A 21,260-nucleotide genomic window follows, 5' to 3' on the forward strand; every position below is an offset into this window, starting at 1 on the left:
GCCGATTTATTTTGACTGCGGCGGGGAAAGGGCGGAAAAGCGCAGAAAAAATTAATTATCGCTTGATACTGTATATTATAACAGGTATTATACGGCATAAGTTTGATGTGTATTAGGTATTGATTGAGGAAATATATGGCAACGCAAGAAGAAAAATCAAAAGCGCTGGCGGCCGCACTGGGGCAGATTGAAAAGCAGTTCGGTAAGGGTGCGATTATGAAACTGGGGGAAACCCAGGCGTTGGATGTGGAGTCCGTATCCACCGGTTCTATCGGCCTGGACGTGGCCTTAGGGATCGGCGGTTTACCTATGGGACGTGTAGTTGAAATTTTCGGCCCGGAATCTTCCGGTAAGACCACGCTGACCCTTTCCGTGATTGCTCAGGCGCAGAAAGCTGGGAAAGTCTGCGCATTTATCGATGCCGAGCACGCACTGGATCCTATTTATGCGGCTAAGCTGGGGGTGGATGTTAAGGAACTTTTGGTTTCTCAGCCGGATAACGGCGAGCAGGCGTTGGAAATCTGCGATGCCTTGGTTCGTTCCGGTGCGGTTGACGTGGTAATTGTGGACTCCGTAGCGGCCTTAACCCCGAAAGCGGAAATCGAAGGCGATATGGGCGATTCCCATATGGGGCTGCAGGCGCGTTTAATGTCGCAGGCATTGCGTAAATTGACCGCTCAGATTAAAAGCGCCAATTGTTTGGTGGTGTTTATTAACCAGATTCGTATGAAAATCGGCGTTATGTTCGGTAATCCTGAAACTACCACCGGCGGTAACGCTTTGAAATTTTACGCTTCGGTACGTCTGGATATCCGCCGTATCGGTGCGGTGAAAGACGGTGAGGAAATCATCGGTAACGAAACTCGGGTGAAAGTGGTTAAGAATAAATTGGCGCCGCCTTTCCGTCAGGTGGAATTCCAGATTCTGTACGGCGAAGGTATTTCTAAAAACGGTGAGCTGATCGAACTCGGGGTTAAACATAAACTGGTGAATAAGTCCGGTGCCTGGTATTCCTATCAGAACGAAAAAATCGGTCAGGGTAAGGCCAATGCCATGAAATGGTTGGCGGATAATCCTCAGGCGGCAGCGGAGCTGGAAGAAAAAATCCGTACTGAGCTGTTGGCCAATCCGGATAAAGCCCTGTTCGCTGATATTGATGCCAGTGAGAATGGCCAATCCGTAGCAGGAGAAGAAACGGAATAACAGGTCTGAAAAAAGTGCGGTCTTTTTTACCGCACTTTTTCTTTGGGTTTAATCCATTCATATTTTTATCCCTTTGCTATTTTAGTTGCCGGCGTTTTTTTGATTTGCGCCGGTTAAGGAGTATCCATGTCCTCCCTTGCCCTGAGCTATGTTTTGAATTTACTCGCCCGCCGCGAATATAGCGAATATGAAATCCGCTGCAAAATGCAGGAAAAGGGTTTTAACCCGCAGGAAATAGAACAATGCCTGCTCCATTGCCGGCAAAAGGGTTGGCAGTGCGATAAACGTTTTTGTGAAAATTATTTATATGCCCGTTCTCAGCGCGGATTCGGGCTTAATCGAATTAAACAGGAGCTGCGTCAGCTGAAAGGCGTTCGTGCCGAAATTATCAGCGAGGCGGTGCAGGAATCGGATATAGACTGGCAACAGCTTGCATTGTCGGTATTAAGTAAGAAATTTCCCGCATATTCAAGCTGTAAAGACCAGAAAAGCAAACAGAAAATCTGGCGCTATATGTTGTCGCACGGTTTTGAAGCTCAGGATTTTAGCGCTTTGGTCGGCGGCGGAGACGACTTTATCGACTAATCCCGCTTCGCTTTAGCCGTCGCGGCGCACAGGTTTTCGATTCCCTGTTGAAAACCATACATCAGAAAGGTTTGCAGGCTGTCGCCCATATTGGCAATATGCGGATATCGTCCCCATTGTGAAAATCCCTGTTTTTCGAACATTCTGCGGCTGACTTGGTTTTCTTCGATCACATAGGCCATCAGCGTATGGATTTCTCTTGGCGCCATTTGTTCGATCATAAAGTGCAGCAGCTTCGAACCCAGCCCCTTGCCGGTGGCGTTAGGATCCAGATAAATACTGATTTCCGCCGTATTATCAAAGGCTTCGCGCGGGTAAAACGGGGAGAAGCTGCCCCAGCCCAGAATATCCGCCGGGCGCTGAATTTCATTTTTTTCTTCATTGATTACCCATAGGGGATATTTATCGTCGCTAAGATGAAAATCGAACCAGCGGCGTCGGCTTTGCGGGGTAACCGGGGTTAAATCCGCAGTGATCCGGCGGCAGGGAATAGCCTGATTATAAATATCCAGAATAGAGGCGTAATCTTGTTCGGTAGCTTTTCTGATGATCATAGAAAGTTAATTTATGGTATCGGGTAAAATCACTTTGACTTCGGTACCGCCGCTTGCCCTGTTACTGATACAGAGACTGGCGTTCAGTTGCCGGCAGCGCTCTTGCATAATGTTCAGGCCGTAATGCCCGGCAGGTTCTTCCAGACTCGGAATACCTATGCCGTCATCTCTGACCAATAATTCGTTCTCGCCGTCTTCATTGACATGAGCAATAACTTCAATGCAGTTTGCCTCGGCATGTTTAATGGCATTCAGTACCGCTTCGCGGATAATTTGCAGTGCGTGTATCAGTTGCTGCGGGTTAAATAGCTGAGAAGGTAGCGCACATTGTAAACATATCGGAATTTCCGTCTGATTACGTAAGGAATCAATCACTTGTTCCAAGGCTAATTGTAAATTAGCTTCCTGTACCGTCAAGCGGAAAGTGGTTAATAATTCACGCAGCTGAATATAACCGTTACTCAGCGCTTGCTCAAAATCTTGAATAATCTGCAGACTTTTTTGTTTTGCATTTTTGTCTTCAAGATTCAAATTATGTTTTAACAGGGTGAGCTGAATGCGCAGGAAAGACAATACCTGAGCGAGCGAATCATGCAATTCGCGCGCGATAATCGAACGCTCTTCCATCAGTAACAGCTGTTGTTGTTGGCGCTGAGTCTGATGAAAATATAAGGCTCGACCTAACAACTGGGCGATATTACTCATGGTGCGCGTATCCGGGCAGGGCAGTCCGGCCTGCCAGCGTAATACGCCGAGTTTATCGCTGCCGATGCTGATGTTTTGCTCTTGCCAGCTCAGCTTCTCCGCTTCTGCGCCTAAACGGATATTCCAATGTTCCGCCTGGTCGATAATAATTTCGATTACACGCAGATGCTCCGTGGCCATCACATGATGCAGAATTTTTTGCAACAGCGCACGGTTGATATCAGTTACGCTTAATTGCTGAGAACAATGATAAAGAATGCTGAGGGCGCGGTTGGTTTGATTCAGCTTCTGGGTTTTTTCGTTGACCTTCTGCTCCAGACCGGTATAAAACTTAAACAGCTCCGCGGACATATGGGTAAAGGCTTTGGCCAATGTTCCCAGCTCATTGTTATTGGTCGTATCCAATTGGATATGGTTAAACTGGCGCATTTGCATCTGCGTACTGGCCTGCACCAGCTGGTGCAGCGGATTCACTACTTTTCTGCGGGTATACCAGATAACATAGGATACCATTGCCACAATTAACAGCATGGAAAATAGAGTAACCATTACTACCAAGGTCAGTTTTTTCTCGGCGAAGTTTTGCAGAATATAAACGAAGTTATCCACCTGGGTTACATAGCTGCCTACTTCTTTCCGATAGGCGGCCAGATTGTTCTGGCGCGCATAGGCTTCCATCTTTCCCCAGCGCCGGATTACGTTATGATAGGCCTGTTTCAGTTCTTGCGGGGCAAAACGCTGACGGGAAATATTCAACAGCGCATTGGAATGCAGGGACAGCCGGTATTGCGACAGACTCATATCCACCTTTTGCGGCTCATGCTCCATCATATAAATCAGTCGGTATGCCTGCATACGCAGGGAACCGGAAACATTGATCAGCTCCGCATCGGATTTATTACTTGCCATAATCGCCAGACTGAGAGCCGTGATTATGCCGGAAAAAACAATAATCAGAAACAGATAATGGGCGATACGGGTTGAAACGGAATGTGTAACCTTCACGGGAAATCCTATAGCCTAAATTGATGTTTAAACACTGTAAGAGCGTTTATCCGCACGCTTATTATACGTGTTTAAAGATCTTGGGATAGATTTTTTTGGCCGCCTTATCTTCTTGGTAAAAAATAATTCTTATTATCGCTTATTTATTGATTTCAATCATATTTATTCGCGTTATTGCAAATGATAGGGTATTTTCTGATCCAGATCATAGGTAGTTCAGCCGTGCGGTTATTTAATATTGCCCGATTTTAGCAGTAAATAATAGCGGGGAATAATATGGGTGAGTCTGTTTTCAATCCGACATTGAATCGAAGAAAATTTTTGCAAAGCGCATCACTGGGGGCGGCGGTTGCGGCCGCGGACATCAGTTTACCCTTTAATGCGATGGCGGCGCCGAAGGAAACGGAAGGCGTAGCGCAAGTAAAGGAGAATAAAAAGGTCTGGGCGGTATGTTCGGTAAACTGCGGCAGTCGTTGCCCGCTGCGCCTACATGTTCGGAATAATGAAGTGTACCGGGTGGAAACGGATAATATCGGCGACGATCAATATGGTAATCATCAGATCCGCGCCTGCCTGCGCGGGCGAGCTATGCGACGCAGAATGAATCACCCCGATCGGCTTAATTATCCGATGAAGCGAATCGGCAAACGCGGGGAGGGTAAATTTAAGCGTATCAGCTGGGACGAAGCCTTGGATACTATTGCGGATAACTTAAAGCGTATCGTCAGAGATTATGGTAATGAAGCGGTTTATTTAAATTATTGTTCCGGTATTGCGGCCGGAAGCATGACGCGTTCTTCCGCGGTTAATTCCTGCCTTAGCCGTTTAATGAATTGTTACGGCGGATTTTTAAATCAGTACGGAACTTACAGTCGGGCGCAAATTGCTCGGGCCATGCCCTTTACTTACGGGTCCAATATGGGCAATAGCACCTCCGATATCGCCAATTCAAAGCTGGTGGTTTATTTCGGTAATAATCCGGCGGAAACACGAATGAGCGGCGCGGGGATTACTTATCATCTGGAGCAGGCCAGAGAACGTTCTCGGGCGAAAATGATTGTGATTGATCCTCGTTATACCGATACGGCGGCAGGGCGCGAAGATGAGTGGATTCCTATCCGACCGGGGACGGACGCCGCATTGGTTTCCGCCATGGCTTATGTGATGATCAATGAAAACTTGGTGGATCAGGCTTTTCTGGATAAATATTGTATCGGTTATGATGAAAAAACCTTGCCCCCTTCGGCGCCGAAGAATGCCCATTATAAGGCCTATATTTTAGGGCAGGGAGAGGACGGCATCGCCAAAACCCCGGCATGGGCGGCGCAGATTACCGCTATTCCGGAACAAACCATTATCCGTCTGGCTAGAGAAATCGCTTCAGCCAAACCCTGCTGTATTACCCAGGGTTGGGGGATTCAGCGCCAGTCCAACGGCGAGTTGGCCTGTCGTGCGGTGGCGATGCTGGCAATTTTAACCGGTAATGTGGGGATTAACGGCGGGAATTCCGGCGCCAGGGAAAGCACTTTTACCGCACCTATTAAACCGCTGCCGATATTGGATAACCCGGTGAAAACCAAAATTCCGGTTTTTCTGTGGACCGATGCCATTGAACGGGGTACGGAAATGACCGCACTTAAAGACGGGGTTCAGGGTAAGGATAAGCTGGAGGTACCGATCAAGTTCCTCTGGAATTATGCGGGCAATACCATTACCAATCAGCATTCGGACATTAATAGAACCCACCGCATTTTACAGGACGAAAGTAAGTGCGAAATGATCGTGGTAATCGAAAACTTTATGACCGATTCGGCTAAATATGCGGATATTTTGCTACCGGATCTGATGACCACGGAACAAGAGGATATTACGCCGAATCATTATGCCGGTAATATGGGCTATCTGATTTTCTCGCAAGCTGCGACCACACCGAAGTTTGAGCGTCGTTCCATTTATGATATTACGAGCGATATCGCCGCACGATTGGGGCGGGATATTTACGATAAATTTACCGAAGGGCGTACTCAGCAGGAATGGCTGCAATATCTTTATGCCCAAACTCGGGAGAAAAATCCTTTTATGCCGGAATACGAGGAAGTGAAAAAGGCCGGCATCTATAAAATGAAAGATCCCCAAGGGCATTATGTGGCCTATAAGGAATTCCGCGAGGATCCGGAAAATCACCCGCTGAAAACCCCCTCCGGAAAAATCGAGATTTATTCGGAACGCTTAGCTCAAATTGCCGCCAGCTGGGAGCTGGATCAGCAATCGGTTGTTCATCCGCTGCCCATTTATCATGCCGGCTTTAACGGCGTTGATGATCCGAAACGCGACAGCTATCCTTTTCAGCTTATCGGCTTCCACCATAAAGGCCGTACTCATTCCAGTTATGCAAATATCGACTGGTTGCAAGCGGCCTGTCCTCAGGAACTGTGGATGAATCCCATTGATGCCCAAAATTATCATCTGAAGGACGGCGATATGGTACGGGTATTTAATGAAATCGGCGAAACCCGCCTGCCGGTTAAGGTTACCCCGCGTATTATGCCGGGGGTACTGGCCATGGGGCAGGGCGCCTGGCATAAGGCGAATATGTGGGGGGATCGGGTAGATCACGCCGGCTCCATTAATGTGCTTACCACTCAGCGCCCGTCGCCGCTGGCAAAGGGGAATCCTCAGCATTCCAATTTGGTTCAGGTGGAAAAATTATAGTGGCACGGAGGTTGCCTATAAAAGCGGTGAGGTATCACCGCTTTTTCTTATGCTTGCTCGGCGCTAGTAATAAAAAATAAGAAAAAAATCACCGCACTTTTAGTTTATAGCGAGGGCGGCTAAATCTCCTCGCTCCTCAAGCTAACAACGGAATTAAAGGGGCTTGTTTGCTTTTTCGACAGATAAGGGTGATTTTTCGAACCATCTTCCTTTATGTGATGTAAATTATTCTCATTACCATTTAACTATTTGATTTAAATCGCATTTTATTGATTTGTATCATGGACATTCTCTTCGATTTAGCGCTTAATTAGGGCCGCTCAATTTACTTTCACAGAGCATGGGGAAAGATATGGATAAATCAATTTTTAATCCGAATTTACATAGAAGAAAATTTTTAAAAGCCACTTCAGTGGGTGCGGCGGTTGCGGCGGCGGATATCAGCCTGCCTTTTAACGCCATGGCGGCGGAAACAATGCCGGCTGTATCCGAAAGCGACGAAAAAGTGGTGTGGAGCGCCTGTACGGTAAACTGCGGCAGCCGCTGTCCGTTAAGAATGCACGTTAAGGATAATAAGATCCTGTATGTGGAAACGGACAATACCGGCAGCGATACTTATAATCTCGATCATCAGGTTCGCGCCTGCTTGCGCGGACGTTCTATGCGACGCCGAGTGTATAACCCGGATCGCCTCAAATACCCGATGAAACGGGTGGGTAAACGCGGCGAAGGTAAATTTAAACGCATCAGCTGGGATGAGGCCTTAAGCGAAATCGCCGAATCTCTGCGTAAAAATATCGCCGCATACGGTAATGAAAGTATTTATCTGAATTACGGTACAGGTACGTTGGGCGGCACCATGACCAAATCCTGGCCGCCGGCATCTACCATGTTGGCTCGCTTTATGAACTGCATCGGCGGTTATTTGAATCACTACGGCGACTACAGTACCGCACAGATTGCCGTGGGTCTGGATTATACCTATGGCGGCGGCTGGGCGATGGGTAACGGCATGGCGGATATTCAGAATACCAAATTAGTGGTGTTATTCGGTAATAATCCGGCGGAAACCCGCATGAGCGGCGGCGGTCTGACCTATTGTATCGAGCAGGCCAGAGAACGTTCCAATGCCAGAATGATTATTATCGATCCGCGTTATACCGATACAGGTGCGGGACGGGAAGACGAATGGATTCCGATTCGTCCGGGTACGGATGCGGCTCTTTGTTCCGCTCTGGCCTATGTGCTAATTACCGAAAATATGGTGGATCAGCCTTTCTTAGATAAATACTGTGTGGGTTACGACGAGAAAACCCTGCCGGCCGATGCGCCGAAAAACGGCCATTATAAAGCCTATATTTTAGGTCAGGGCGAAGACGGTATTGCGAAAACACCGGAATGGGCGGAAAAAATCACGGGGATTCCGCAAGAGCGTATTATTAAACTGGCGCGTGAAATCGGCCAGACCAAACCGGTATATATTTCCCAGGGCTGGGGACCGCAGCGTCGCAGTAACGGCGAACTGATTTCTCGCGCCATTGCCATGCTGCCGATTTTAACCGGCAACGTAGGTATTAGCGGCGGTAACACAGGTGCGCGCGAAAGTACCTATTCGGTACCTTTTGTACGTATGCCGACCCTGAGTAACCCGGTAAAAGCCAGTATCCCGATGTTTATGTGGACGGATGCGATTTTCCGCGCCCATGAAATGACGGCGACAACGGACGGTATCCGCGGGGTAGAACGTTTAACTTCACCAATTAAGGTGATCTGGAATTACGCCAGTAACTGTCTGATTAATCAACATTCCGATATTAATCGTACGCACCAGATTTTACAGGACGAAACACAGTGCGAAATGATCATCACCATTGATAACCATATGACGCCGACGGCAAAATACAGCGATATTCTCCTGCCGGATTGTACCGCTTCGGAACAGATGGACTTCTGTCTTGATGCTTTTGTCGCCAATATGGCCTATGTGATTTTCGCCGATCAGGTCATCAAACCTTCTTTCGAATGCCGCAATATCTACGATATGTTAACGGCGTTGGCAGAGAAAATGGGGGTTAAACAGCAGTTTACCGAAGGACGCACTCAGGAAGAATGGTTGCGCCATATTTATGCTCAATCTCGCGAGAAATTACCGGAATTACCGAGTTTTGAGGAATTCAGACAGCAGGGCATCTTCAAAAAAGTCAGCCCGAAAGGTTTCTATATCGCCTATAAGGATTTCCGTGATAATCCTGAGGCTAATCCGCTGGATACGCCGACGGGTAAAATCGAAATCTATTCTTCCCGACTGGCGGAAATTGCCAAAACCTGGGATCTGAAACAAGATGAGGTTATCCATCCTCTGCCGGTACATGCGGACAGCTTCGAGCATTATGGCGATCCGCTGATGGAAAAATATCCGTTGCAGTTGACCGGTTTCCATTACAAGGCCCGCACCCATTCCACCTATGGTAATGTGGACGTATTAAAAGCGGCCAACCCGCAGGAACTCTGGATCAACCCGGTAGATGCACGAGCGCGCGGCATTGAAGACGGCGATCTTATCCGTATCTTTAACGATCGCGGCGAAGTACGGATTCATGCCAAGGTAACCCCGCGTATTATTCCGAATGTGATTGCTTTGGGCGAAGGGGCTTGGCATGCACCGGATAATAATCAGGTGGATCATGCCGGCTGCATCAACGTCCTTACCACCCAGCGTCCTTCACCGCTGGCGAAGGGTAACCCGCAGCATTCGAATTTAGTTCAGGTTGAAAAAGTTTAAGGAGTAAGGGATGAGCGAACAATACGGCTTTTATTTTGACTCGGAACGTTGCACCGGCTGTAAGACCTGTGAACTGGCCTGTAAAGATTATAAAGATCTGGGTACCGATGTGAATTTCCGGCGGATTTACGAATATGCGGGAGGCGAATGGCAACAGCAGGCGAACGGCTGCTGGAATCAGAACGTCTTCGCCTATTACCTGTCTATTTCCTGCAACCATTGCGATAATCCGGCTTGTACCAAGGTTTGTCCGACCGGTGCCATGCACAAGAACGAAGACGGTTTCGTTATTGTTAATGAAGATACCTGTATCGGCTGTCGCTATTGCCATATGGCCTGTCCGTACGATGCACCGCAATATGATGCGGCAAAAGGACATATGACCAAATGCGACGGTTGCTACTCACGCGTAAAAGCGGGGCAAAAACCGATTTGTGTGGAGGCCTGCCCGCTGCGTGCGTTGGACTTCGCTCCAATCGAAGAGCTGCGCGCCAAATATGGTGATATTGCTGCAGTAGCGCCGCTGCCGCCGCAGGAATATACCCAACCAAATCTGGTGGTGAAACCGAATAAAAACAGCCGCCCGAGCGGAGATACCAGCGGTTTCTTAGCAAATCCGAGAGAGGTATAAGATGAACGGATTACATGAATTGCCTTTAGTGGTATTTACGGTGCTAGCCCAATCGGCGGTCGGCGCATTTTTACTGATGAGCCTGGTATTATGGCGCAGCGAAAGTGCGGAGCAAGCTCGCTCCGTACATCGCGGAATGTTTTTGCTACTGGCTTTATTGGCCATCGGTTTTATCGCCTCGGTAATGCACCTTGGTTCGCCGTTACGTGCCTTTAACTCACTGAACCGGGTGGGTGAATCCATGCTTAGTAATGAGATTGCCAGCGGCGCCTTGTTTTTTGCCGTTGCCGGTCTTTACTGGCTGTTGGCGATTTTAAATAAAATGCCGCCGTTGCTCGGCAAAGTCTGGTTGCTTATAGGCGCGGTTTGCGGTTTGGTATTTATGGTGATGATGCAGGGCGTCTATCGTATCGATACGGTACCGACCTGGGACAACGCCTTTACCGCCTGGAATTTTTATCTGACCCTGCTTATCGGCGGTAGCGCCCTCGGCTATGCCCTGTTTTGCCGCGGACAGGCGGGTTATGCCTGGGTACCTAAGCTATTAAGCTTAGGAATTCTGCTGGCGGCGATTGTGGCGGTCTATCAAGGCTTCCGTTTAAGCGGGATTCATTCTTCCGTGCAGCAGGCGGCGGCACTGGTTCCGGATTTCGCCGTACTGACTGCCCTGCGCCTGATTTGTCTGGCTTTAGGCGCCTTGTTGTTGCGTCGCACTAATTTAGCCTTATCCCTTTTGGCGGTAGTATTGGTGTTGGGCGGCGAAATGTTAGGCAGAACCCTGTTCTATGCGTTACATATGACGGTTGGAACCGCAGTGGCCGGTTAAAAAAATCATAAAAAACAACCGCACTTTTGGCGATAGGCTAAAAGTGCGGTCATAATTAACGGAGTTTTTAGTTATGAACGAGGAGCTACTTGCTCGTATTTCCGCTGCCGCCCGCTTTTTGGGCGCATTGTTTTATTATCCGCCGGAAAGCCCGCAGTTGCGCCCGTTACTGGATTTCCTGCAACAGGAGCAATGGCCGCAGAATTGGGGCGAAGTGAAAGATGCCGAGCTGCTCAAAGCAAAATTTAGGGTTACGGAAAATCTCGACGAACAGTATCAACGCTTGTTTATCGGCCCCAACTCATTGGCGGCGCCGCCTTGGGGTTCGGTCTACCTTGATCCGGAGTCGGTGATTTTCGGTGATTCTCTGTTGGAACTGCGTGCCTTTATGCAGCGCCATCAAATCCGTTTTCAGTACGATGAACGGGAACCTGAGGATCATATCGGACTCATGCTGATGTTCGCCGCCTATTTAGCGGAGAACCATTCCCAATTACTGGCGGAATTTCTGGGTGGGCACTTATTGACCTGGTCGGAACGTTATCTGCAATTATTGGCGCAGCAGCAGGACTGCCCGTTTTATCAGGGATTGGCATTATTAACGGAACAGACGCTGAGCGATTGGCGTCGCCGTCTGAACATCGAAGTGGAAAAAGTACGACTGTACCGTTAGTTCGGGCGGTAATCTCCGACACGGTGAAGAATATGCAAAAAAACGAAGGTTATTACAACGCCTATCTCTCCCATCACCGTATTTCCCGGCGCGGTTTATTGCGCGGTGTCTTCGGGGCGGCGGAAAAATCCTGCCTTCCCGTCGAGCGGCGTAAGGTTGCGCGCCCGCCCTTTGCCTGTGCGGAACATTTGTTTATGGCCGCTTGTAACGGCTGCGGCGAATGTAGCGCCGTTTGTCCCTACGGATTAATTTTTATTCGCGACGGCAAAGCGGTGCTTGAACCGGATTTTTCTCCTTGCGACCATTGCGGTAAATGTGCGCAAGTATGTCGCGAACGGGCGCTGCATCCGGCCTTCAGCGCAGATACTCAATTACGCCCCCGTTTCGGGCCGGATTGCTTGCAGCGGCGAGGGCAGCATTGCGATGCTTGCCTTCAGTCTTGTCCGCAACAGGCGATTTCCCCGCAGCTGGAGGTGAATAATAACAGTTGCAACGGTTGCGGCGAATGTAAATTCCATTGTTTTATGCAGGCAATCAGCCTGCATTTGCCCGATTGATCGGGGTTCCTTACTTTTCTTTATATTTGCACCGGGCTATATAAGTGCGGTTCTTTCGGGCGGATTTTTTAGCAGTGCAGAGATTTTCTTTGATTTAGCGCAAATAAGCGTCTTTTTGCGTCGGCAAATACCCCGTTCGGGGAGTTATTAATTGACCATTGATTATTCATAATGCGGTAATGAAAGCAGAGTGTTTCGAGGAATCCGATGGAGCATAGGGTAGCGCGCCGTCAATTCTTACGCGGTGAGTTTTTACAGTCCTTACAGTCCCCAAAACTGAAAGGGCAGAGGCAACAAGCGATTCGTCCGCCCTGGGCGCAGGAAGAGGCATTATTCACTGCCGCCTGTACCCGCTGCGATAACTGTATTCGGTTCTGCGAAACACAGATTCTCATTCGGGCGCAAGGCGGTTTTCCGCAGGTTGACTTTGCTCGCGGCGAATGCACCTTCTGTATGAAATGCGTACAAGCCTGCGAGCAGCCTGTTTTCCGCTCCACGGAGGAAGCGCCTTGGCAATATAAGGCGCAAATTCGGCCGACCTGCTTGGCACGGCACAATATCGAATGCCGAAGTTGCGAGGATAGTTGCGGGCAACGGGCGATAAGATTCGTTCCGGTATTGAAAGGGGTTGCTCAGGTACGCCTGGATCCGGAATTATGTACCGGTTGCGGCGCCTGTTTGGGTACCTGTCCGGCCGATGCCATTGCAATGGGCGGCGTGGATAAGGAAGCATTCTGAGGCGAGAAGCGGAATAATAAAACGGTAAAAAAATGACTGCTATTAACAATCAACAGCCAAGGACCGATTGGCATGTTTGCGGTCTGGTAGTACAGTGCCGCATCCAGAAAATTAACGAAATTCAGACCGCACTTTTAGCCATCGAAGGAACCGAAATACCCGGTGCGGATGCGGATAAAGGCAAGCTTGTCGTTGTCATGCAATCGCATGACCAGCAGATTCTGCTGGAAAATATGGAACGGGCGCGAAATATTAAGGGCGTGATTGCGGTATCCCTGGTGTATCACGAGCAGGACGAATTATCAGCCCGCCCTGAACAAGAACCTAAAAATTAAGACAGATAGTGGGGGAACGCTATGAAATTGAGTCGTCGCGACTTTATGAAAGCCAATGCGGCAACCGCCGCTGCCGCTGCCGCCGGGATTATGATTCCGGTCAAACAGGTCGGTGCGCAGGAAAACGAGATAAAATGGGATAAGGGCGTGTGCCGTTTCTGCGGCACCGGCTGTGCGGTTCTGATCGGTACCAAAGACGGACGTGTGGTGGCGACTCAGGGCGATCCCGATGCGGATGTTAACCGCGGCCTAAACTGTATTAAAGGTTATTTCCTGCCGAAAATTATGTACGGTGCGGATCGTGTAACCCGCCCGATGCTGCGAATGAAAAATGGTAAATACGACAAAAACGGTGAATTTACTCCAATCGAATGGGATCAAGCCTTTAGTCTGATGGCGGATAAATTTAAGGCCGCAATGAAAGAGCTGGGACCGAACGGCGTTGGAATGTTCACTTCCGGTCAGACAACTATTTTCGAAGGCTATGCCAAGGCCAAACTTTGGAAAGCAGGTTTCCGTTCCAATAATATCGATCCTAATGCCCGCCATTGTATGGCTTCCGCCGCCGTCGCCTTTATGCGTACCTTCGGTATGGACGAACCTATGGGCTGCTATAACGATATCGAAGAAGCGGAAGCTTTTGTGTTATGGGGTTCCAATATGGCGGAAATGCACCCGATCCTATGGTCGCGCATTACCGACAGACGTCTGTCCGCGCCGAATGTGCAGGTAGCGGTGCTATCCACCTTTGAACATCGCAGTTTCGAACTGGCCGATAACGGCATGGTTTTTAAACCGCATTCGGATCTGGTGATTCTGAACTACATTATTAATTATCTGATTCAGAACGATGCGATTAACTGGGATTTCGTCAATAAACATACGAAGTTCAAACGCGGAGAAACCGATATAGGTTACGGTTTGCGCGATGATCATCCGTTACAGAAAGCGGCGAAAAATCCGAACAGCGGCAAAATGTACGACAGTAGCTTCGACGAGCTGAAAGCGCTGGTAGCGGAATATACGCTGGATAAAGCCCATCAAATGTCCGGCGTTCCTAAAGATCAGCTGGAAGCCTTAGCCAAACTGTATGCGGATCCGAATAAAAAAGTGGTGTCCTTCTGGACCATGGGCTTCAACCAGCATACGCGCGGTGTTTGGGCCAACCATTTAATCTATAACATTCACTTACTGACCGGCAAAATCTCCTTACCGGGATGCGGCCCGATGTCGCTCACCGGCCAGCCGTCCGCCTGCGGAACCGCACGTGAAGTGGGTACCTTTATTCACCGCTTGCCGGCGGACTTAGTGGTAACCAATGCGGAGCATCGCGCCAAAGCGGAAAAAATCTGGAAGCTGCCGGCGGGATTATTATCCGATAAGCTCGGCTTCCATGCGGTGGCACAAAGCCGTGCGTTGAAAGACGGCAAGATGCGGGTATTGTGGCAAATGTGTACTAATAATATGCAGGGCGGCCCGAACATAAATGAAGAAACCTTCCCGGGCTGGCGCAATCCGGATAACTTTATCGTGGTTTCCGATCCTTATCCGTCGGTTTCCGCTCTGGCGGCGGATTTAATTCTGCCGACTGCAATGTGGGTGGAAAAAGAAGGTGCCTATGGTAACGCCGAACGTCGTACTCAATTCTGGCGCCAGCAAGTAAAAGCGCCGGGCGAATCGAAATCCGATACCTGGCAGCTGGTGGAATTTTCCAAATACTTTACCACCGATGAAGTTTGGCCGGCGCAAATTCTGGCGGACAATCCGCAATACAAGGGTAAAACCTTATATGAAGTGCTGTACCGCAACGGACAGGTGGACAAATTCTCCAATGAAGAACTGCAGGGTCGTTTAAACGACGAAGCGGAACACTTCGGTTTTTATATTCAGAAAGGGCTGTTTGAAGAATATGCCGGGTTCGGACGCGGACATGGGCACGATCTGGCCCATTTCGATGTTTATCATCAGGCGCGCGGTTTACGCTGGCCGGTAGTGGATAACAAAGAAACTTTATGGCGTTACCGCGAAGGCTTCGATCCTTATGTGAAAGCGGGCGAAGGCGTACGTTTCTACGGCTATCCGGACGGCAAGGCGATTATTTTGGCGGTACCTTACGAGCCGCCTGCAGAAGCGCCGGACGACGAATATGATCTGTGGTTGTCCACCGGTCGCGTACTTGAACACTGGCATACGGGAACCATGACCCGCCGTGTTCCTGAACTGCACCGTTCCTTCCCGAACAACTTGGTTTGGATGCACCCGGACGATGCGAAAAAACGCGGTTTACGCCATGGCGACAAAATCAAAGTGATTTCCCGCCGCGGTGAAATGATCTCTTATTTAGATACGCGCGGTCGTAATAAGGTGCCTGCGGGGCTGATATTCACCACTTTCTTCGATGCGGGCCAGCTGGTGAATAAGCTTACCTTGGACGCAACGGACCCTATCTCGAAAGAAACCGACTTTAAGAAATGTGCGGTGAAAGTCGAGAAGGCGGTATAAGCGGATAAGCGAGCGGGGAGCTAAAAGTGCGGTCGAAATATCAAATATTTTTTACCGCACCGCCGCCGTAGCGAGGCTGAAGCAAAGCATATGAAAACACCGACATTGAGTCCGCAGCGACGCCGATTTCTGAAAGATGCAACCCGTACCGCCGGCGGTTTAGCCGGATTGGGCTTATTGTTAGGATTGCAGCAGAAACAGAGTTTGGCACGGGAGGGCGTTGCCCTGCGTCCGCCCTTTGCGTTACAGAACGAGCAGCAATTTGCCGCCGCCTGTATTCGTTGCGGGCAATGTGTGCAGGCCTGTCCTTACGATATGTTGCATCTGGCCTCTTTACTCTCTTCCTCGGAAGCGGGTACGCCTTATTTTGTCGCCCGTGATAAACCCTGCGAGATGTGTCCCGATATTCCCTGTGCCAAGGCTTGCCCGAGCGGTGCCTTGGATAGCGATGCGCAAGATATTGCCGAGGCGCGTATGGGATTGGCGGTTCTGCTCGACCATGAAACCTGCCTGAACTGGGAAGGGCTGCGTTGTGATGTTTGTTATCGGGTCTGTCCGCTGATTGATAAAGCGATCACCTTGGAACTGCAACGTAACGAACGTACCGGTAAACACGCCCGTTTTATTCCCACCGTGCATTCCGACGCCTGTACCGGCTGCGGTAAATGCGAACAGGCCTGCGTACTGGAAGAAGCGGCGATTAAGGTATTGCCGCTATCGTTGGCGAAGGGAATGTTGGGTAAACATTATCGTTTGGGCTGGGTGGAAAAGGAAAAAGCGGGGCGTTCGCTGGCTCCGCAGGAGATGATTGATATGCCTGTGCGCAGACCGGAGGCTGAAGAATGAATCCGGTTAAATATGCGGGGCGGGAAGCCCGTCAAAAACTCGGCTTCGCTCATGCCAATCGTTTTTTATTCTGGCGACGGGTAAGCCAATTTGCCGTACTTGCCATGTTTTTGAGCGGTCCCTGGTTCGGTTTCTGGATTCTGAAAGGCAACTACAGCGGCAGTGTGCTGTTTGATCTGATTCCTTTCAGTGATCCGCTAATCAGTGCCGAAAGTCTGGCGACGGGTTACCTGCCGGAAGCTAAGGTGTTGCTCGGTGCCTTATTGGTCGTGTTTATTTATGCCTTACTTGGCGGCAGATTATTCTGCGCCTGGGTTTGCCCGCTCAACCTGGTTACCGATTGCGCCGCCTGGCTGCGGCGTAAGTTGGGAATCCGCCAGTCGGCGAAACTGCCGCGTAACCTGCGTTATATGCTTCTGCTGGTAATTCTGCTCGGCAGCGCTGTCAGCGGTATGTTGTTATGGGAATGGCTCAATCCGGTAGCGGCTTTGGGGCGAGCGCTGATTTACGGATTCGGCGCTACCGCTTGGTTAGTGGCGGCGGTATTCCTGTTCGATCTGTTGGTTACCGAACACGGTTGGTGCGGCCATATTTGCCCGATGGGGGCTTGCTACGCACTGATCGGCGCCAAGGGATTACTGCATATTAAAGTAACGGATCGAGCCAAGTGCGATAACTGTATGGACTGTTATCACGTCTGTCCCGAACCTCAGGTACTGCGGGCGCCGCTACAGGGAAAACAGAATGAAAGCCTGTTTGTGGTTTCGAAAGATTGTATCAATTGCGGACGCTGTATCGATGTTTGTCCGGAAAAAGTATTTATATTTAAAACAAAAATTTAGTCCTTATGGGGAGAGCGACTTATGTTAAAGAAAATATTGCTGATGGCGAGCGCAATTTGCAGCATGTGGGCGGTAGCGCAGGAGCAACCGGCAACGATCGGCGACAGTATTATGAATGCGGCGGAAAACGTTGCGCCGGCTTTCCATAATATGCCGAAAGAAACGGGAAATATCGCGCCGACTTTTCCGCACCAGCCGCCGCTGGTGCCGCACAGTATCCGCGGTTTACAGGTGAGCAAGAATGTGAATCAATGTTTGGCCTGCCATGGTTTGGATTTCTATCAGACCACTGGCGCACCGCGAGTTCCGGAAAGCCACTTTAAAGATCGCAGCGGGGTTGCCCACGAAACGGAATCGCCGCGGCGTTATTTCTGCTTGCAGTGCCATGTGCAGCAGGCGGACGTAAATCCGATTATCGATAATAAATTCCAGACCATTAAAGCGACCAAAGGCTTCAAGGAGTAATTATGTTTAAATTGATCAAATCGTTTTGGCGTTGGTTTCGCACTCCGAGTAAAATCGCGGTAGGTACCCTGATTCTGGTTTCCGCCATCGGCGGTATTCTGTTCTGGGGCGGTGTTAATCAGGGGCTGGAAGCTACCAGTACGGAAGAATTCTGTTCCAGCTGCCATATGAACGATGTGGTGCCGGAATATCGCCAGACCGTACATTATTCTAACCGTAGCGGGGTAAAAGCGGCCTGTTCCGACTGCCACCTACCTCATGAATTCGTACCTAAATGGACGCGTAAAATCCAAGCTGCAAATGAAGTTTATGCCTATGTTACCGGCAAAGTGGATACAAAAGAAAAATTTGAAGCGCATCGTCTGGAAATGGCACAGCGGGAATGGGCGCGTATGAAAGCCAATGATTCGCAAGAATGCCGTAATTGTCATAATTTCGACGATATGGACTTTACCCAGCAAAAACGGGTGGCCGCCGATATGCATACTCTGGCTCAGCAAGAGGGTAAAACTTGTATTGATTGCCATAAAGGGATTGCGCACCATTTACCTGATATGAAAGGAGTGGCTTCCGGTTTCAGTCGCGAGCAGGATGCAAAGGGCGAAAATAAATAACAGGTGCGGAGAATAAGCACCGCCGAATCGCCGAAAAACTATGAAAAAAAGACCGCTCTTTTAGATTGCGGTCTTTTTTTAGCATCGGTTTTCCCCTAAACTAAGGCGTATCCATTTGAGCAAAGGCGCGGATAATTCTTATCCGCCCCCAACCGATAAGACAGAGAAATGCGTTTACTGATATTCGTACTGCTGGCCGTGCTATTACTGTTCCAATATGACTTCTGGTTCGGTAAGAACGGTTATTTCGACTACAAGGATACGGCGGCGGAAATTGCCGCCCGTAAAGAAGAAAATACCAAGCTTTCGCAGCGCAATCAGGTGATTGCGGCAGAAATTCGGGATTTAAAAGACGGTGTAGAGGCCATTCAGGAACGGGCTCGTTTGCAGTATGAACTGGTTAAACCGAATGAAACTTTCTACCGTATTGTAAAAGAAAACAGATAATGGCCTCAGTTTCTCCCCGTAAAATCATCGCCGTTGTGCCCGCCGCCGGTATAGGTAGCCGTATGCGGGCGGATCGTCCGAAACAGTATTTACGCTTGAATGGCAAAACCGTTCTGGAACACACGCTGAACCTATTGCTCGCCTATCCGCAAATTGAAAGTGTTATTTTGGGGATTGCTAGCGGGGATCCCTATTTATCCCGTCTGCCGCTGCATGACAACCCTCGTATTCTTGTGGTTGAAGGCGGCCGAACCCGGGCGCAAACGGTGCTTAACTGCCTGAAGAAAGTTGATGACGCGCAGGCCTGGGTGATGGTGCATGATGCCGCTCGGCCCTGCCTGACCCATGCAGATTTGGATAAACTCTGTCGAATTAAAGATGATAACGGCGCGATTTTGGCGATCCCCGCCACGGATACGATTAAATTAGCCGACGGTCAAGGGCAGATTCTGCGTACCGAAGATCGCAGTCGCCTGTGGCAGGCGCAGACGCCGCAGTTTTTTCCGGGCGGGCTGCTACGCAGCGCTCTGGAACAGGCGGCATTGCAAGGGCTTGAGGTAACCGATGAAGCCTCGGCAATGGAGTTGGCAGGATATCGTCCGCATCTGGTGGCCGGCCGCGGCGATAATCTGAAAATTACCCGTCCGGAAGATTTAGACCTGGCGGAATTTTATTTATCAAAAAGACAGAAGGAAGTCCTATGATTCGAATCGGTCATGGTTTTGACGTGCATGCTTTTGGCGGTGAAGGCCCGATGATTATCGGCGGCGTAACCATTCCTTACGCCCGAGGATTGCTGGCTCATTCCGACGGCGATGTGGCGCTGCATGCGTTGACAGATGCACTGCTCGGCGCTGCGGCCTTAGGTGATATCGGGAAACTGTTTCCCGATACGGATATGCGTTATAAAGGGGCGGACAGCCGCGAACTGCTGCGTATCGCCTATGCCCGGGTAAAAGAGCTGGGTTATCGTATCGGTAACGGGGATCTTACCCTAATTGCCCAGGCACCGAAAATGCGTCCCTATATTGATGATATGCGGCGTCTTATCGCACAGGATTTAGATTGCGATATGGCGCAGATTAACGTAAAAGCCACCACCACTGAAAAACTGGGATTTACCGGTCGGGGCGAAGGTATTGCCGCCGAAGCGGTGGTTTTGCTGATAAAGGCGTAGCGGTAATATGGAACAACTGGCTTATTTACAATCGGAACCGCAGCAACAGGCGATATTGAAACAGGAATGCGCCGATTTCTGGGTAATTGAAAATCTGGGTTATTCCCTGTCCGGCGAAGGTGAATTTGTTGCCCTGCGGGTACGCAAAACCGACTGTAATACCTTATTTGTCGGCGAAAAATTAGCGGCCTTTGCCGGTATTCCCGCACGTAACATGAGCTATGCGGGATTAAAGGATCGCAAAGGAATAACGGAACAATGGTTTTGTTTGCAGATGCCGGGTAAAGCTACGCCGGATTTTTCTCAATTCTGTTTAGCCGGGGTGGAAATTCTGGAAGTAACCCGGCATCAGCGCAAAATCCGGATCGGCAGCCTGGAGGGGAATGCCTTTCAGATTTTGTTGCGTAACCTGTCCTACAGCGAGGACTTGGAAAATCGTCTGCACACCATGGTGCGGATCGGTTTTCCCAATTATTTCACCGAGCAGCGTTTCGGCCGCGACGGACATAATCTGACTCAGGCGATGCGTTGGGCGACCGGCGAAATTAAGGTGAAGGATCGGAATAAGCGTCGCTTTTACCTCTCCGCCGCCCGTAGCGAAGTATTTAATCGCCTGTTGTCCGAACGAATCAAGGAGGGCGTGGCGCAACAGGTTCTGCACGGCGATATTTTACAACTTGCGGGAAGCCACAGTTGGTTCCGCGTTGAACGGGAAGAAGAACTGGAAGGGCTGCAGCAACGTTTGGATAAGCATGATCTATTACTGACCGGCCCGTTAATCGGCGAGGGCGGGGAAAATTGTACCTCGGCTTTCGAGCGCGATATGCTGGAAGACTATGCTGCTTTGAATAGGTTAATGGCCAGAGAAGGCGTCAGCCCGGCACGCCGTCCCTTAATAATACGTCCGCAGCAACTGGAATGGCGGTTTGAAGCGGAGGGATTGCGGCTGAATTTTTATTTGCCGGCCGGCAGTTATGCCACGGCGCTGATCAGAGAGTTGGTACAAACGAAAGAAGCGGCGCCGATGGTTAAGGGCGCCGACAGTAACGGATAAACAGGAA

The 21,260-nt window shown here is 49.8% G+C and carries 21 protein-coding genes; 19 read left to right on the top strand and 2 right to left on the bottom strand.

Annotation, left to right across the window (positions count from 1 at the left end; all coding sequences use genetic code 11):
* Window positions 1-135: 135 nt before the first annotated feature.
* Together recA and recX are read left to right on the top strand one after the other, a co-directional pair.
* Complete coding sequence (gene recA / locus EDC45_RS09245; protein WP_133545687.1) at window positions 136-1,203, top strand: recombinase RecA; 1,068 nt, start codon at window positions 136-138, stop codon at window positions 1,201-1,203.
* Between the two features lie 126 nt (window positions 1,204-1,329).
* Window positions 1,330-1,788, top strand: a complete 459-nt coding sequence (recX, locus tag EDC45_RS09250) for a recombination regulator RecX (RefSeq protein WP_133545689.1) — start codon at window positions 1,330-1,332, stop codon at window positions 1,786-1,788.
* Here the strand turns inward: recX and EDC45_RS09255 are convergent.
* A complete protein-coding gene (locus EDC45_RS09255; protein WP_133545694.1) occupies window positions 1,785-2,342 on the bottom strand; it encodes a GNAT family N-acetyltransferase in 558 nt (185 codons plus the stop codon). The genes recX and EDC45_RS09255 overlap by 4 nt on opposite strands.
* 6 nt (window positions 2,343-2,348) lie before the next feature.
* Window positions 2,349-4,052 (bottom strand): nitrate/nitrite two-component system sensor histidine kinase NarQ, encoded by a 1,704-nt coding sequence (narQ, locus tag EDC45_RS09260; protein WP_133545696.1) that lies wholly within the window; start codon window positions 4,050-4,052, stop codon window positions 2,349-2,351.
* 276 nt (window positions 4,053-4,328) lie between these two features.
* Between narQ and EDC45_RS09265 the strand changes: the two genes are divergently transcribed.
* The 17 genes from EDC45_RS09265 to truD all read left to right on the top strand — a co-directional run bounded on the left by EDC45_RS09265 (window position 4,329) and on the right by truD (window position 21,253).
* Complete coding sequence (locus EDC45_RS09265) at window positions 4,329-6,764, top strand: DmsA/YnfE/YnfF family dimethyl sulfoxide reductase (RefSeq protein WP_133545698.1); 2,436 nt, start codon at window positions 4,329-4,331, stop codon at window positions 6,762-6,764.
* 352 nt (window positions 6,765-7,116) lie between these two features.
* Window positions 7,117-9,546 carry a DMSO/selenate family reductase complex A subunit gene (locus EDC45_RS09270; RefSeq protein WP_133545700.1) on the top strand — a complete coding sequence of 810 codons (2,430 nt, stop codon included), beginning with the start codon at window positions 7,117-7,119 and terminating at the stop codon, window positions 9,544-9,546.
* A gap of 10 nt (window positions 9,547-9,556) precedes the next feature.
* Window positions 9,557-10,177 carry a DMSO/selenate family reductase complex B subunit gene (locus EDC45_RS09275; RefSeq protein ID WP_133545702.1) on the top strand — a complete coding sequence of 207 codons (621 nt, stop codon included), beginning with the start codon at window positions 9,557-9,559 and terminating at the stop codon, window positions 10,175-10,177.
* A gap of 1 nt (window position 10,178) precedes the next feature.
* Window positions 10,179-11,003 (top strand): DmsC/YnfH family molybdoenzyme membrane anchor subunit, encoded by an 825-nt coding sequence (locus EDC45_RS09280; RefSeq protein WP_133545704.1) that lies wholly within the window; start codon window positions 10,179-10,181, stop codon window positions 11,001-11,003.
* A gap of 73 nt (window positions 11,004-11,076) precedes the next feature.
* A complete protein-coding gene (gene dmsD / locus EDC45_RS09285; RefSeq protein WP_133545706.1) occupies window positions 11,077-11,676 on the top strand; it encodes a Tat proofreading chaperone DmsD in 600 nt (199 codons plus the stop codon).
* A 32-nt stretch (window positions 11,677-11,708) separates the two neighbouring features.
* Complete coding sequence (gene napF / locus EDC45_RS09290; RefSeq protein WP_133545708.1) at window positions 11,709-12,233, top strand: ferredoxin-type protein NapF; 525 nt, start codon at window positions 11,709-11,711, stop codon at window positions 12,231-12,233.
* Window positions 12,234-12,440: 207 nt separating this feature from the next.
* Window positions 12,441-12,971 carry a ferredoxin-type protein NapF gene (napF, locus tag EDC45_RS09295; RefSeq protein WP_133545710.1) on the top strand — a complete coding sequence of 177 codons (531 nt, stop codon included), beginning with the start codon at window positions 12,441-12,443 and terminating at the stop codon, window positions 12,969-12,971.
* A 32-nt stretch (window positions 12,972-13,003) separates the two neighbouring features.
* Window positions 13,004-13,306: a chaperone NapD gene (locus EDC45_RS09300; protein WP_133545712.1), complete on the top strand. Its 303-nt coding sequence runs from the start codon at window positions 13,004-13,006 to the stop codon at window positions 13,304-13,306.
* 21 nt (window positions 13,307-13,327) lie between these two features.
* Window positions 13,328-15,808 carry a nitrate reductase catalytic subunit NapA gene (napA, locus tag EDC45_RS09305; protein ID WP_133545714.1) on the top strand — a complete coding sequence of 827 codons (2,481 nt, stop codon included), beginning with the start codon at window positions 13,328-13,330 and terminating at the stop codon, window positions 15,806-15,808.
* 90 nt (window positions 15,809-15,898) lie between these two features.
* Entirely contained in the window at window positions 15,899-16,654 is a 756-nt protein-coding gene (gene napG / locus EDC45_RS09310; RefSeq protein ID WP_133545716.1) for a ferredoxin-type protein NapG, read from the top strand.
* Window positions 16,651-17,496 carry a quinol dehydrogenase ferredoxin subunit NapH gene (napH, locus tag EDC45_RS09315; protein ID WP_133545718.1) on the top strand — a complete coding sequence of 282 codons (846 nt, stop codon included), beginning with the start codon at window positions 16,651-16,653 and terminating at the stop codon, window positions 17,494-17,496. Before napG ends, napH begins: the two co-directional genes overlap by 4 nt.
* 21 nt (window positions 17,497-17,517) lie before the next feature.
* Window positions 17,518-17,961 (top strand): nitrate reductase cytochrome c-type subunit, encoded by a 444-nt coding sequence (locus EDC45_RS09320; RefSeq protein WP_133545720.1) that lies wholly within the window; start codon window positions 17,518-17,520, stop codon window positions 17,959-17,961.
* An 11-nt stretch (window positions 17,962-17,972) separates the two neighbouring features.
* The gene (locus tag EDC45_RS09325; RefSeq protein ID WP_133545757.1) at window positions 17,973-18,575 is read left to right on the top strand and encodes a cytochrome c3 family protein; all 603 of its coding nucleotides are present in this window, start codon (window positions 17,973-17,975) and stop codon (window positions 18,573-18,575) included.
* Between the two features lie 168 nt (window positions 18,576-18,743).
* Entirely contained in the window at window positions 18,744-19,022 is a 279-nt protein-coding gene (gene ftsB / locus EDC45_RS09330) for a cell division protein FtsB (protein ID WP_133545722.1), read from the top strand.
* The gene (gene ispD / locus EDC45_RS09335; RefSeq protein WP_133545723.1) at window positions 19,022-19,726 is read left to right on the top strand and encodes a 2-C-methyl-D-erythritol 4-phosphate cytidylyltransferase; all 705 of its coding nucleotides are present in this window, start codon (window positions 19,022-19,024) and stop codon (window positions 19,724-19,726) included. The genes ftsB and ispD overlap by 1 nt, the downstream gene beginning before the upstream one ends.
* Window positions 19,723-20,199: a 2-C-methyl-D-erythritol 2,4-cyclodiphosphate synthase gene (gene ispF, locus EDC45_RS09340; RefSeq protein ID WP_133545725.1), complete on the top strand. Its 477-nt coding sequence runs from the start codon at window positions 19,723-19,725 to the stop codon at window positions 20,197-20,199. The genes ispD and ispF overlap by 4 nt, the downstream gene beginning before the upstream one ends.
* Window positions 20,200-20,206: 7 nt before the next feature.
* The gene (gene truD / locus EDC45_RS09345) at window positions 20,207-21,253 is read left to right on the top strand and encodes a tRNA pseudouridine(13) synthase TruD (protein WP_133545727.1); all 1,047 of its coding nucleotides are present in this window, start codon (window positions 20,207-20,209) and stop codon (window positions 21,251-21,253) included.
* Window positions 21,254-21,260: the final 7 nt, after the last annotated feature.

Source organism: Mesocricetibacter intestinalis, assembly GCF_004363295.1.
Classification (GTDB): Bacteria; Pseudomonadota; Gammaproteobacteria; order Enterobacterales; family Pasteurellaceae; genus Mesocricetibacter; species Mesocricetibacter intestinalis.

Coding starts and splice junctions, on each gene's coding strand:
- EDC45_RS09265 (WP_133545698.1), top strand. CDS start 4,329: ATGGGTGAGTCTGTTTTCAATCCGACATTGAATCGAAGAAAATTTTTG.
- truD (WP_133545727.1), top strand. CDS start 20,207: ATGGAACAACTGGCTTATTTACAATCGGAACCGCAGCAACAGGCGATA.
- napF (WP_133545708.1), top strand. CDS start 11,709: ATGCAAAAAAACGAAGGTTATTACAACGCCTATCTCTCCCATCACCGT.
- EDC45_RS09300 (WP_133545712.1), top strand. CDS start 13,004: ATGACTGCTATTAACAATCAACAGCCAAGGACCGATTGGCATGTTTGC.
- EDC45_RS09280 (WP_133545704.1), top strand. CDS start 10,179: ATGAACGGATTACATGAATTGCCTTTAGTGGTATTTACGGTGCTAGCC.
- napH (WP_133545718.1), top strand. CDS start 16,651: ATGAATCCGGTTAAATATGCGGGGCGGGAAGCCCGTCAAAAACTCGGC.
- napA (WP_133545714.1), top strand. CDS start 13,328: ATGAAATTGAGTCGTCGCGACTTTATGAAAGCCAATGCGGCAACCGCC.
- ispD (WP_133545723.1), top strand. CDS start 19,022: ATGGCCTCAGTTTCTCCCCGTAAAATCATCGCCGTTGTGCCCGCCGCC.
- napG (WP_133545716.1), top strand. CDS start 15,899: ATGAAAACACCGACATTGAGTCCGCAGCGACGCCGATTTCTGAAAGAT.
- dmsD (WP_133545706.1), top strand. CDS start 11,077: ATGAACGAGGAGCTACTTGCTCGTATTTCCGCTGCCGCCCGCTTTTTG.
- ftsB (WP_133545722.1), top strand. CDS start 18,744: ATGCGTTTACTGATATTCGTACTGCTGGCCGTGCTATTACTGTTCCAA.
- EDC45_RS09275 (WP_133545702.1), top strand. CDS start 9,557: ATGAGCGAACAATACGGCTTTTATTTTGACTCGGAACGTTGCACCGGC.
- EDC45_RS09255 (WP_133545694.1), bottom strand. CDS start 2,342: ATGATCATCAGAAAAGCTACCGAACAAGATTACGCCTCTATTCTGGAT.
- napF (WP_133545710.1), top strand. CDS start 12,441: ATGGAGCATAGGGTAGCGCGCCGTCAATTCTTACGCGGTGAGTTTTTA.
- recA (WP_133545687.1), top strand. CDS start 136: ATGGCAACGCAAGAAGAAAAATCAAAAGCGCTGGCGGCCGCACTGGGG.
- recX (WP_133545689.1), top strand. CDS start 1,330: ATGTCCTCCCTTGCCCTGAGCTATGTTTTGAATTTACTCGCCCGCCGC.
- ispF (WP_133545725.1), top strand. CDS start 19,723: ATGATTCGAATCGGTCATGGTTTTGACGTGCATGCTTTTGGCGGTGAA.
- EDC45_RS09320 (WP_133545720.1), top strand. CDS start 17,518: ATGTTAAAGAAAATATTGCTGATGGCGAGCGCAATTTGCAGCATGTGG.
- EDC45_RS09270 (WP_133545700.1), top strand. CDS start 7,117: ATGGATAAATCAATTTTTAATCCGAATTTACATAGAAGAAAATTTTTA.